Source organism: Solwaraspora sp. WMMD937 (assembly GCF_029581175.1).
GTDB lineage: Bacteria > Actinomycetota > Actinomycetes > Mycobacteriales > Micromonosporaceae > Micromonospora_E.
This window is the reverse complement of record NZ_CP120738.1, coordinates 6418987-6430918: the sequence shown is the minus strand read 5'-3', so window position 1 is coordinate 6430918 and position 11932 is coordinate 6418987. Positions and strand designations below refer to the sequence as shown.

Below are 11932 nucleotides of genomic sequence, written 5' to 3'. Positions count from 1 at the left end.
CCGTACGGCAGGAGGCAGGCAGGATGCTGGACAAGCGTCTCTACCACCATCTGGTCAGCTGGCTGGGCCAGTGGCCGGCCGGCCGGGCGTTGCAGGTGGTCGGCTCGGAGCGGCGAGTCCGACCGGGCTGGGACGGCCGGCTGCATCCGGTGGTCGGCGTCGGGGCGCCCGGCGGCGCGGTGCTGTCCGTGCCACCCGACAAGGTCGAGGCGGTACGCGCGTTGACCGACCTGCCGCTCACCGATCTGCTGGCCAAGTTGCCCACCGCGGTCGGCCGTCCTGGCTGGCGGGCGCAGCGCACCGTGTTCCGGTACTGTCTGGCGCCGGCGCCGCTGCCCGACGCCGGGGACTGGATCGACTCCGCTGACGAGTCGTTGCCGCCCTGGCTGCGGCAGTTCACCAACCCGGTGCTGGTCGCCCGGGACGCCGAGGGGACGTTCCTGGCCGGGGTCGGGCTGAAGCGGCACGACGCGCACGGCCAGGAGATCGCGGTCGGCACCGTACCGGCGGCGCGTGGTCGTGGTCTGGCCCGCCGGCTGGTCGCCCAGGCCGCCCGTCGGGTGCTCGACGGCGGCGCCGTCCCCACCTACCTGCACGCGGTGGGCAACGCCGCGTCGGCGAAGGTGGCCTCGGCCGCCGGGTTCCGCGACCGGGGCTGGACCGCGTACGGCATCTCCGCCGACTGATCGAGCACCGGCGCTCCTGGCCCGACAACCGGGCCGGCTTCACTCGGTACGGGTGATGCCGTACCACCCAATCGGCCGCGACCCTGCCACTGGGTGGAGGGAGCGGATCATGCCGCAGACGACGCAGCGGGCGCAGACCACACGGACGGCCTCGGCGCGTGAACCGATGCCGGCGACGCGGGAGTTCTTCGACCGCCTCGGCCATAAGGAGAACGCGGCGCTGCTGCGGCAGATCTCCGGGACGGTGCGGTTCGACCTGGCACACGACGAACAGGTGGACTACTGGTTCGTCACCTTCGATGACGGCCGGGCCAGCCTGGTGCGCGAGCAGCGGGACGCAGAGAGCGTGCTGCGTACCGATCAGGAGGTCTTCGAAGGGATGGCCCGGGGCGAGATCAACCCGATGGCGGCGATGTTACGCGGCGACATCATGGTGCTCGGCGATCTTCGCCTGCTGATCCTGATCGAGCGGATGATGCCCGGCCCACCCGGTTCCCACGACCCACGCGCGTTCGCCCGGCGGGAGAGGACTGAGCAATGACCGAGGGAATGGTCAGTATCCTGGACGGTAACACCTTCGTGGTCAGTGACAGTCAGGGCGACATCGACGCCTCTCCGGCGGCACCCACCGGGCTGTTCTCGTTCGACACCCGGTTCCTGTCGAAGTGGCAGCTGACCATTGACGGTGAGCGGCTGTCCTCACTGTCGGTCGATGACCTGCAGTACTTCGAGGCACGGTTCTTCCTGGTGCCCGGCGAGCCGACCCACTACGTCGACGCCGAGATGTCGGTGATCCGGCAGCGCTGGGTGGGCGGCAGCTTCGACGAGGAAATAACCATTCTCAACCATGCCCAGGAGCCGGTGGAGCTGAAAGTCCGGCTGGAGGCGGGCAGTGACTTTGCCGACCTGTTCGAGATCAAGGACGTCCGGAACAAGGTCGGTAAGCACTACGCCCACGTCGACCGGGACTGCCTGCGGCTCGGCTACCAGCGGGAAAGCTTCCACCGGGAGACGGTCATCTCCAGCAGCGAGCCGGCAGCGATCGACGAGCACGGACTGAGCTTCACCATCGTCATCGAGCCGCACGGCCGCTGGGTCACCCACATCAAGGTGAAGACCACGGCGATCGGTCCGGACGGTCGTGACCTGCGCGAAGGGATGCTCGGTCAGCACTTTGACCGGGCCAAGCCGGAGATGCGCCGGGAACTGGACGAGTGGATCGCCCGGGCACCTCGACTGTCCTGCGAGTGTGAGCCGCTCGCGTCGACGTACCGGCGGAGCCTGGTGGATCTGGCCGCGCTGCGCTACACCCCGTTGTCGCTGGCCGGCCAGTCGGTGCCGGCCGCCGGTGTGCCGTGGTTCGCCACCATGTTCGGCCGGGACAGCATCTTCACCAGCCTGCAGGCATTGCCGTTCGCTCCGGAACTGGCGGCGTCTACCCTGCGGCTGCTCGGCGGGTTGCAGGGCAGCAAGCTCGACGACTTCCGGGACGAGGAACCGGGAAAGATCCTGCACGAGATCCGGTACGGCGAGTCGTCGGCCTTCGAGGAGCAGCCGCACACTCCGTACTTCGGGGCAGCCGACTCGACCCCGCTGTTCGTCGTGCTGCTCGACGAGTACGAGCGGTGGAGCGGCGATGTCAAGCTGGTCCGGGCCTTGGAGGCCGAGGCCCGGCAGGCGCTGTGCTGGATCGACACCTACGGTGATCTGCTCAATAACGGCTACCTGTGGTACGAGCGGCGCAACGAGGAGACCGGGCTGGAGAACCAGTGCTGGAAGGACTCCTGGGATGCGATCTGCTACCGCGACGGCCGGCTGCCCGGCTACCCCCGGGCGACCTGTGAGCTGCAGGGGTACGCGTACGACGCCAAGATGCGCGGCGCCCGGCTGGCCCGCGAGATCTGGCACGACCCAGGGTACGCCGACCAGTTGGAGCGGGAGGCGGCCGACCTGAAACATCGGTTCAACCGGGACTTCTGGGTCGCCGACGGGGAGTACTTCGCGCTCGCGCTGGACCCGGAGGGCGGCCAGGTCGACGCGTTGTCGTCGAACATAGGCCACCTGCTGTGGAGCGGCATCGTCGATGTCGGCAAGGCCAAGAAGATCGCCAAGCACCTGGTCAGCCCGCGGATGTTCTCCGGCTGGGGGGTGCGGACCCTTGCCGAGGGGGAGGGCCGGTTCAATCCGATCGGCTACCACGTCGGCACGGTCTGGCCGTTCGACAACTCGTTCATCGCCTGGGGCCTGCGCAAGTACGGCTTCGTCGAGGAGTCGGCCCGGATCGCTGACGGGATCATCAACGCCGCGCAGTACTTCAACGGCCGGCTGCCGGAGGCGTTCGGCGGCTACGACCGGGCGCTGACCAAGTATCCGGTGGAGTATCCGACCTCCTGCAGCCCGCAGGCCTGGTCGACCGGGGCCACCCTGCTGCTGCTGCGGACCCTGCTCGGCCTGGAGCCGCAGGGTGAGCACCTGGTGGTCGACCCGGCGTTGCCGATCAGCATGGGCCGGATCGAACTGTTGGACATTCCCGGCAGGTGGGGCCATATCGACGCGTTCGGACGCGGTCGGATGGACATCCATCGAAAGGACCGCGAGCCGGCCTGACCCGGGGCATCCGGGCGTCCGGCCGGCCCGGGACATCCGGGCGTAGGGTGTCGACCGTGCGGGTAGGGATAGTGATCTTGCCGGACGAGCCGTGGTCGGTGACGTCGCGCCGCTGGCGCCAGGCCGAGGAGTGGGGCTTCGACCACGCCTGGACCTACGACCATCTGGGGTGGCGGGACCTGGTCGACGGGCCGTGGTTCGACGCTGTCCCGACGCTGGCCGCCGCCGCGTCCGTCACCGCCCGGATCCCGCTCGGCACCCTGGTGGCCTCACCGAACTTCCGGCACCCGGTGCACTTCGCCCGCGAGGTCACCGCGTTGGACGACATCTCCGCCGGCCGGCTGCTGCTCGGGGTCGGCGCCGGCGGGCTCGGATTCGACGCCACGGTGCTCGGCGCCAAGCCGTTGACACCGCGCGCCCGTGTCGACCGGTACGCCGAGTTCGTCGAGCTGCTCGACCTGCTGCTGCGCACCGACCGGGTGACCTGGCAGGGCCGGTACTTCCAGGCGGTGGACGCCCGCAGCACGCCCGGCTGCCGCCAGTGGCCCCGGGTGCCGTTCGTCATGGCCGCCAACGGGCCCCGGTCGTTGGACCTGGTCGCCCGGTACGGCGCCGGCTGGGTGACCACCGGCACCGTATTCGACGACCAAGCCGCCTGGTGGGCCTCGGTGGCCCAGTTGACGCGGCGGTGCGACGCGGCGGTGGACCGGGCCGGACGGGACCGGGACGACCTGCGCCGGTACCTGTCGCTGGACTCGGCACCGGTCTTCTCGCTGACCAGCGCCGACTTCTTCGCCGACGCGGTCGCTCGGGCCGCCGCGCTCGGCTTCACCGATGTGATCACCCACTGGCCGCGCCGGAGCAGTTGGTACGCCGGTGACGAGCAGGTGCTGGCTGAGGTGGCGACCGACGTACTGCCGCAGTTGCGGGCATGACTCTGCCCGCCGAGCGCCGCCCGCGACGAGGCGTCAACCGGACCGGTCGGCCGGCCGTGGTCCGGGCAGCTCGGCACTGGGCTGGCGGTCGGCCCGCAGTCCGGCCACCTCGGCCCGCAACGCGGCGAGTTCCTCGGTGAGCGCGACGACGTCGGCGCGGGTCGCCGGCGACTCGGTGGTGTCGGCGTCGCCCGCTGCGGAGATGCGTTCCACGATCCAGCTGGCCAGCGAACCGGTGACGAAACCGATCAGGCCGATACCGCCGATCATCAGGGCCAGCGCCACGAACCGGCCGGTGCTGGTGATCGGGTAGTAGTCGCCGTAGCCGACGGTCGTGATGGTGACCACCGACCACCACAGCGCGTCCGGATAGGTGTTGATCGCACCGTCCGGGTGGCTGCGTTCGGCGTCCAGCACCGCCAGCGCGGAGACGATCACCAGCAGGACAGTGGTCGAGCCGACGTAGAGCGCCAGCCGGCCACGCGCCCAGACCTCGGTGCGCCGGGTCAGCAGGAGCACCGCGGTGACCAGCCGGAGCATCCGCAACGGCCGGAGAATGGGCAGCAGCAGCACGATCAGGTCGAACAGGTTGGCGCGGACGAACCGCCACCGGTCGCCGGCCAGCCACAGCCGGACGAGGTAGTCGACCCAGAAAAGCGCCCAGATCACGATGTTGGCAGCGACACACACGGCGTGCCAGCGCGCCGGCATCTGCGGGTAGAGAATGGGCGCGGCATAGACGACGAGGAACGCCACGGCGAGCACGGTCAACCCGGCCGCTGTCTGGCGCTCCCACCTGGCGGTTCGGTCCTCGCGGTGGGGGTCGGGCCCCGGATCCTGGAGAGACATGCCCGACAGGCTGCCTGATGGCGGCAACCGGCCCGCCACCGGCCCCACCGCGACCTCGGCTGGCCGGCGTCGTCGGTGGCGGGTCCCGATGTGGCGGCGCGGTGCCGACCGGTTCCAGCACCCGGCCCAGGTGATCGCCGGCGGGTTCGCTGCCGCCATCGCGCTCGGTACGGCGCTGCTGATGCTGCCGGCGGCGAGCCGGTCCGGCACCTCGCCGCCGCTGATCGACGCCCTGTTCACCGCGACCTCCGCGGTCTGCGTGACCGGGCTGGTGGTGGTCGACACGGGGGGTCACTGGTCGGCGTTCGGCCAACTGGTGATCATGGGCCTGATCCAGATCGGCGGACTGGGCATCATGACCCTGGCGACGCTGTTCACCGTACTGCTGTCCCGCCGCCTCGGCCTGCGGGCCCGGTTTCTCGCCCAGGCGGAGACCAAGACGCTGAGCCTGCGCGACGTCCGCCGGGTGGTGCGCAACATCGTGCTGTTCAGCCTGGCCAGTGAACTCGTGGTCGCGGTGGTGCTGACCGTACGGTTCGCGGTCGGCTACGACTACCCGTGGGGTCGGGCCGCGTACCACGGGGTGTTCCACGCGGTCTCGGCGTTCAACAACGCCGGCTTCGCCCTGTATGCCGACAGTCTGATGCGCTTTGCCGCCGATCCCTGGATCACCACCACCGTCGCCCTGGCGGTGATCGTCGGCGGACTCGGCTTCCCGGTGGTCTTCGAACTGCTCCGGTGCTGGCACCGTCCCCGCCTCTGGTCGGTGCTGACCCGGATCACCGTGGTGCTGACGGCCAGCCTGCTGGCCGTCGGCACCATCGTGTTCACCCTGGTCGAGCTGCGCAACCCGGCGACGTTCGGCCCACTCGACGGCGCGCACAAGGTGCTGGCCGGCTTCTTCGCCTCGGTGATGACCCGTACCGCTGGGTTCAACAGCGTCGACATCGCGGCCATGCGGCCGGAGAGTCTGCTGCTCAGCGACATCCTGATGTTCATCGGTGGCGGCAGCGCCGGCACCGCCGGCGGGGTCAAGGTGACCACGGTCGGCCTGCTGGCCTTTGTGCTGTGGGCCGAGACGCGCGGCGAGACCCGGGTGAACGTCGGCTCCCGTCGGGTGCCGGAGGGCAACCAGCGGCAGGCGCTCGCGGTGCTGCTGCTGTCCCTCGGCGCGGTGGCGGTGGCCACCTTCACCCTGCTCGCCATGACCCGGTACCCGCTCGACCAGGTGCTGTTCGAGGTCGTCTCGGCGTTCGGCACCGTCGGGCTGTCCACCGGCATCACCGCCGGCCTGCCACCAGCGGCCGACGTCCTGCTGGTCGTGCTGATGTTCATGGGCCGGATCGGGCCGTTGACCGTGGCGTCGGCACTGGCGCTGCGGGAACGGAGCCGGCGCTACGAACTTCCGGAGGAGAGGATCATCGTTGGCTGACGCACGCAACGAACCGGTGGTGGTGATCGGGCTCGGCCGATTTGGCGGGGCGCTCGCCGTCGAACTCAACAACCGGGGCACCGAGGTGCTCGGTATCGATGGCGATGCCCGGACCACCCAGAGCTACAGCGGGCAGCTGCCGCATCTGGCCACCGCCGACGCCACCGACGTCGAGGCGCTGCGCCAGCTCGGGGTGAACGAGTTTCACCGGGCGGTGGTCGGCATCGGCACCGACATCCAGGCCAGCATCCTGGCCACCTCGTTGCTCGCCGAGCTCGGCGTGGCGGACATCTGGGCGAAGGCGATCAGCCGGCAGCACGGCCGGATCCTGGAACGGGTCGGTGCCCATCACGTGATCCTGCCGGAGCACGACATGGGCGAGCGGGTCGCCCATCTGCTGACCGGGCGGCTGCTGGACTACGTGGAGGTCGACCGGGACTTCGCGATGGTCAAGACGACTCCGCCGCAGGACGCGGTCAGCGTGCCGTTGCGCGAGTCGCGGGTCCGGTCCCGGTACGGCGTGACGGTGGTGGCGGTGAAGAGCGAGGTACGGGGCCCGGACGCCCGGTTCACCTACGCCACCCCGGACACCGTGCTGATGTACGGCGACATCGTCCTGGTGCTCGGCAGGATCGACGACGTGGAGCGGTTCGCCGAGTCCGGCTGACGCCCGGCGGGCGAGCGGTTCAGCGGTCAGCGGCGTGGCCGGGAAGAGCGGTCAGCGGCGTGGCCGGCGGGCGTGGTAGACGAAGGCCGGCGGCAGGTTGCCGAGCACCGTACGCCCCATCACCACCTCCTCGAACCGGTCCCGCAGCAGTTGCCGGAACCGACGGGCCGGCGGGGTCTGCGCGGTCAGTACGTACGCGAACGTGGTGAACGCTCCGTCCGCTCCCAGCACGTCGCACACCGCACCGAGGGCGGACGACTGCAGATCACGCGGGAAGGAGACCCACGGCAGCCCGCTGACCACCACGTCGGCGGTGGCCAGGCCCCGCCCGGCCACCAGGGCCCGGCAGTCGGCGGCGTTGCCGACGATCACCTCGACCTGCGGGTGTCGGCCGGCCAGCAGGTCGGCGAGGGTCGGGCTGAGCTCGATCGCCAGGTGTCGACCCCGGCCGCCGAGCCGCCGCTGGATCACCCCGGTGAAGGCGCCGGTGCCGGGCCCGAGCTCGACGACGACCGGGTCGCCGCGTTCCGGGATCGGCGCGGTGATCGCCTCGGCCAACCGCTGCGAGCTGGGAGCGACCGCACCGATCCGGGTGGGCGACCGGAGGAACTCGCGGAGGAACGCCCCGGCGTCGCCGCCGCGTCGGGCAGCCGGAACCGGCGCGGGCTGCGACGTGGTGGCGCTTTCCGACACGGGAACGGACATGAGGGGAACTCCTCTGCGCGGGTGCTCCGGCGAGCCGGGAGACAGGGTCTGCCTCGGGCCCGAGACACAGCATGCCTATTGCGGCACACCGCGTCAAAAGGGTAGCCGGTCGCGGTCAGCTGGTCGCGCTGAGCAGCCCTCGGAGCCACCCGGCCTGACCTACGTGCTGCAGGTCGTCGTTGACCACGCTGACCAGCCGTGCGCCGAGGGTGACCGGCGGGTCCCACCGTTCGTCGACGATCCGGTCCAGGTCGGCGTCGGTCAGGCCGACCAGGAACCGCCGGGTCCGGTCGGCGACCGCCATGTAGTAGTCGACCAGCACGGCGGCGCTCTCCGGCGCCACCGCGGCCACCTGCTCGGCGCTGTGCCCGTACCCGGTGTCGGCCGGATCGGCGGTCAGGCCGAACCGCCGCGCCCAGCCGTCGCCGACCCAGACCTGCGGCTCGCCCATCACCTCGGCCAGATGGTCGTCCTGGACCCGGGTCAGGTGCCAGACCAGCCAGCCAATCGGGTTCGTGCCCGACCTCGGCGACCAGCGCAGCTGCTCCGGGCCCAGGCCGTCGACCGCCGCGCGGACCAGCTCGGGCAGCCGGTCGAAGGTCTCCACCAGCAGCGCGCTCGAATTCACCGGGCCTGTCTCCTCCCTGGGGCGTCGATGTCCCCGGTCCTGGGCTGGGCCGTGGCGACCCTGCCCGGCCGGCCACGGCGGCCGCAGGCTATCAACGTGCCATGGCCCGCCGCCTGCTCCTTCCCGGTCGGCACCACGCTTCTTACCCGGTTCCAGGCCGACTATCTGAGCCGGCTGGCCGCCGCGAGGCGGCGGCGTCCGATGGGCCGTGCACCCCCGTCTGGGCGGTGACGTCGGCCAACCACGGCAACACCCGGCGCAACCCGGTGCCGTACCACCGGCTCGCCCCGGTCGCATCCCTGTCGAACAGCTGAGCGGTCAGAGCCGCTCGAACGGTTCGGCGTAGCGGAACCGGCCCGGTGTCGGCGTGGCCCCGCCCAGCGGACGGGCCTGGAAGTAGGGCCCCCACCGCGGATCGGGCGCGACGATGCCGAACTCGCTGGCCGGCCGCAGCCCGAACCGGCGGTAGTACGCCGGTTCGCCGAGCAGCGCGACGAGTGTCTCGTCGCGGGCTTCGGCGGCGGCGAGCACCGCGTGCATCAGCGCCGAGCCGACGCCGGCGCGTTGCCGGTTCGGGCGTACCGCCAGCGGGCCGAGGCCCAGCACCGGCCGGCTGTCGAGTCGTCCCCGGGTGCAGACCACGTGCCCGACGACCTCGCCGGTGGCGTCCAGGCCCGGCAGGTGCCCGTCCTGCCCGCGTCCAGCGCCGACGGCGACGGCGACCAGCGACAGCGCCGGGATCCACGCGGGGTCGGCACGCAGTTCGTCCAGCAGCCCGACCTCGGCCGGCGTTTCGGTCACGGTCCCCGGCCGGTCCGTCGGCTCCGGCCGGTGCGCAGCCGGCGGCCGGCTGAAGGCTGCTGCCACCACCTCCCGGACCGCCGCGACGTCGCCAGCTCGTTCCCGCCTGACCAGCACGGCCGCCATCCGATCAGGCCGGGCCCCGGCCGGCAACCGGATTCCCGGCGCGGCTTGGGACAATGGGACGCGATGCTCATCGACCTGTACGACGTCATTCATCGGCGCCGCGACGTGCGGGCCGAGTTCACCGGCGCGCCGGTGCCGGACGAGGTGCTGCACCGGGTGCTGACCGCCGCGCACGCCGCGCCGAGTGTCGGGCTCACCCAGCCGTGGGACTTCGTACTGGTGCGCGATCCGGCGGTGCGTGACGCCTTCCACGCCCATGTGCAGCAGGAACGGCAGACGTTCGCGCAGACCCTCGACCCGGTCGCGGCGGCCCGGTTCGCGCACATCAAGATCGACGGGGTACGGGAGGCCACCCTGTCGATCGTGGTGACCTACGACCCGCAGCGGGGCAGCCCGGCGGTGCTCGGCCGGCACGCCATCGCCGACGCCGGCCTCTACTCGGTCTGCCTGGCCATTCAGAACCTCTGGCTGGCGGCCACCGCGGAAGGTCTCGGGGTCGGTTGGGTCTCCTTCTACCGGGAGCCGTTCCTGCGGGACCTGCTCGCCATCCCGGCCGGCATCCGACCGGTGGCCTGGCTCTGCGTCGGGCCGGTCAGCCGGCTCGCCGACGAACCGGACCTGGAGCGGCACGGCTGGCGGCGGCGCCGGCCGGTGACCGACGCCCTGCACCACGACCGGTGGTGATTTTCGCGGAGCCTGCCGACCACCGGCGTTTGCCAAAACGGCAAGGAAGTTTGCCGCTACCCTGGCGGCGGCGGATCGTGGGTGCCGGAGGTGGTCAGGATGGCTGACGACAAGGTGGGGGGACCCACGTACCGGGTCGCCGTGGCGGTGATCGGCGGCGGTGCCGCCGGGTTGAGCGCGGCGCTGACCCTGGCCCGGGCCCGGCGGGCCGTGATCGTGATCGACGCGGGCGAACCCCGCAACACGCCCTCGGCCGGCGTGCACGGCTACCTCAGCCGCGACGGCATCAGCCCGGCCGGGCTGGTCGCCGCTGGCCGGCAGGAGGTCGAACGGTACGGCGGCGTGGTGCTGCCCGGCCGGGCGGAGGCGGTCGAGCGGGTCGACAGCGGATTCGAGATCAGCCTGGCCGACGGCCGTACGGTGGCCGCCCGGCGGCTGCTGTTCGCCACCGGCGTGGTCGACGAACTGCCCGACATCCCCGGGCTGCGGGACCGCTGGGGCCGTGATGTGCTGCACTGCCCGTACTGCCACGGGTGGGAGGTCCGGGACCAGCCGGTCGGGGTGCTCGCCACCGGCGAGATGGCGCTGCACCAGGTGCAGCTGTTCCGGCAGTGGACCTCCGACCTGGTGCTGTTCACCCACACCGGCGTCGACCTCACCGACGAGCAGGCCGAACAGCTGGCGGCCCGCGGCGTCCGGGTGGTGCCGGGCGAGGTCGTCGGGCTGGAGGCGGCCGACGACCGGCTCACCGGGGTGCGGCTCGCCGACGGGACCATGGTGCCCCGGGCGGCGGTGACGGTCGCCTCCCGGCTGCGGGTCGACGACCGGCTGCTGACCAAGCTGGGGGTGCCGCTGACCAGGCATCCGAGCGGGATGGCCGAGCAGGTCGAGGCGGACCCGACCGGGCGTACCCCGGTGCCGGGAGTCTGGGCGGCCGGCAACCTGACCAACCCGTTCGGCCAGGTGATGGCGGCGGCTGCGGCCGGCGCGATGGCGGCGGCGGCGGTCAACGGCGACCTGGCCGAGGAGGACACCGCCGACGCGGTCCGCCGGCACCGGGCCGCTGTGGCAGGAGCGGACGACAGCGATCTGCCGGTGCACCACGGGCCGGCGGACGTGGCTGAGATCGTCAGCCCGACATTCTGGGACGAACGGTACGGCTCCGTCGACCGGGTGTGGAGCGGCAACCCGAACCCGCAACTGGTCGCCGTCGCGACCGAACTGCCCGCCGGCACCGCCTGCGACGTCGGCGCCGGCGAGGGCGCCGACGCGATCTGGCTGGCCGGCCGGGGCTGGAAGGTGACCGCCGTCGACGTGTCGGCGGTGGCGCTGCGCCGGGCCGCCGAGCAGGCGGCGGCGTCCGACGACGACGTGGCGAAACGGCTCACCTGGCAGCCGGCCGACATCCGTACCTGGGACCCCGGGCCCGACCGGTTCGATCTGGTCACCGCCCAGTTCATGCACCTGCCGGACCCGGACCGGGCGATGCTGCACCGCCGGCTCGCGGCGGCGGTACGCCCCGGCGGCACCCTGCTGATCGTCGGCCACCACCCGTCCGACCTGGACGTGCCGGGGCTGCGCCGGCCCCGGATGCGGGACCTGCTGTTCACCGCCGAGCAGGTGGCGGCGGTGCTGGACCCGCGGCAGTGGGCCAGCATCCGGGCCGAGACGGTGCCCCGGCCGGGCACCGACCCGGACGGCAACCCGGTAACCGTTCACGACGCGGTGCTGCACGCCGTCCGCCGGCGCTGACAGACGCCCACGCGGCTCGCCGGGTGGGCGTCTGTCAGCAGTGGTCGGCAGTTCCCAGCC

At 71.9% G+C, this 11932-nt stretch carries 12 protein-coding genes; 8 read left to right on the top strand and 4 right to left on the bottom strand.

All coding sequences use genetic code 11. From position 1 onward, the window contains the following. The first annotated feature begins 23 nt into the window (after nucleotides 1-23). From O7621_RS28415 to O7621_RS28400, 4 genes are all read left to right on the top strand, one after another. Nucleotides 24-686, top strand: a complete 663-nt coding sequence (locus tag O7621_RS28415) for a GNAT family N-acetyltransferase (RefSeq protein ID WP_282232045.1) — start codon at nucleotides 24-26, stop codon at nucleotides 684-686. Nucleotides 687-795: 109 nt separating this feature from the next. Next, nucleotides 796-1227 (top strand): SCP2 sterol-binding domain-containing protein, encoded by a 432-nt coding sequence (locus O7621_RS28410; RefSeq protein ID WP_282232044.1) that lies wholly within the window; start codon nucleotides 796-798, stop codon nucleotides 1225-1227. After that, a complete protein-coding gene (locus O7621_RS28405) occupies nucleotides 1224-3293 on the top strand; it encodes a glycogen debranching N-terminal domain-containing protein (RefSeq protein ID WP_282232042.1) in 2070 nt (689 codons plus the stop codon). Before O7621_RS28410 ends, O7621_RS28405 begins: the two co-directional genes overlap by 4 nt. Nucleotides 3294-3349: 56 nt before the next feature. Beyond that, entirely contained in the window at nucleotides 3350-4228 is an 879-nt protein-coding gene (locus O7621_RS28400) for an LLM class flavin-dependent oxidoreductase (RefSeq protein WP_282232041.1), read from the top strand. A gap of 33 nt (nucleotides 4229-4261) precedes the next feature. On the opposite strand, the gene O7621_RS28395 is transcribed toward O7621_RS28400, so the two are convergent. Next, a complete protein-coding gene (locus tag O7621_RS28395; protein WP_282232040.1) occupies nucleotides 4262-5077 on the bottom strand; it encodes a potassium channel family protein in 816 nt (271 codons plus the stop codon). On the opposite strand from O7621_RS28395, the gene O7621_RS28390 reads away from it, so the two are divergent. Beyond that, a complete protein-coding gene (locus O7621_RS28390) occupies nucleotides 5076-6509 on the top strand; it encodes a TrkH family potassium uptake protein (RefSeq protein ID WP_282232039.1) in 1434 nt (477 codons plus the stop codon). The two genes, O7621_RS28395 and O7621_RS28390, sit on opposite strands and share 2 nt — an antisense overlap. Beyond that, nucleotides 6502-7176 carry a TrkA family potassium uptake protein gene (locus O7621_RS28385; RefSeq protein WP_282232038.1) on the top strand — a complete coding sequence of 225 codons (675 nt, stop codon included), beginning with the start codon at nucleotides 6502-6504 and terminating at the stop codon, nucleotides 7174-7176. The genes O7621_RS28390 and O7621_RS28385 overlap by 8 nt, the downstream gene beginning before the upstream one ends. A 51-nt stretch (nucleotides 7177-7227) precedes the next feature. Here O7621_RS28385 and O7621_RS28380 read toward each other — a convergent pair whose 3' ends face one another. The 3 genes from O7621_RS28380 to O7621_RS28370 form a co-directional block, all read right to left on the bottom strand. Further along, nucleotides 7228-7881: an SAM-dependent methyltransferase gene (locus tag O7621_RS28380; protein WP_282232037.1), complete on the bottom strand. Its 654-nt coding sequence runs from the start codon at nucleotides 7879-7881 to the stop codon at nucleotides 7228-7230. A 115-nt stretch (nucleotides 7882-7996) separates the two neighbouring features. Beyond that, nucleotides 7997-8509: a DinB family protein gene (locus O7621_RS28375; protein ID WP_282232036.1), complete on the bottom strand. Its 513-nt coding sequence runs from the start codon at nucleotides 8507-8509 to the stop codon at nucleotides 7997-7999. 318 nt (nucleotides 8510-8827) lie between these two features. Then, a complete protein-coding gene (locus O7621_RS28370) occupies nucleotides 8828-9436 on the bottom strand; it encodes an N-acetyltransferase (protein ID WP_282232035.1) in 609 nt (202 codons plus the stop codon). Nucleotides 9437-9505: 69 nt separating this feature from the next. Here O7621_RS28370 and bluB point away from each other — a divergent pair, with 69 nt between their 5' ends. Further along, nucleotides 9506-10120: a 5,6-dimethylbenzimidazole synthase gene (gene bluB / locus O7621_RS28365; RefSeq protein WP_278174605.1), complete on the top strand. Its 615-nt coding sequence runs from the start codon at nucleotides 9506-9508 to the stop codon at nucleotides 10118-10120. A 99-nt stretch (nucleotides 10121-10219) separates the two neighbouring features. Further along, entirely contained in the window at nucleotides 10220-11872 is a 1653-nt protein-coding gene (locus O7621_RS28360) for a bifunctional NAD(P)/FAD-dependent oxidoreductase/class I SAM-dependent methyltransferase (RefSeq protein ID WP_281551293.1), read from the top strand. Nucleotides 11873-11932: the final 60 nt, after the last annotated feature.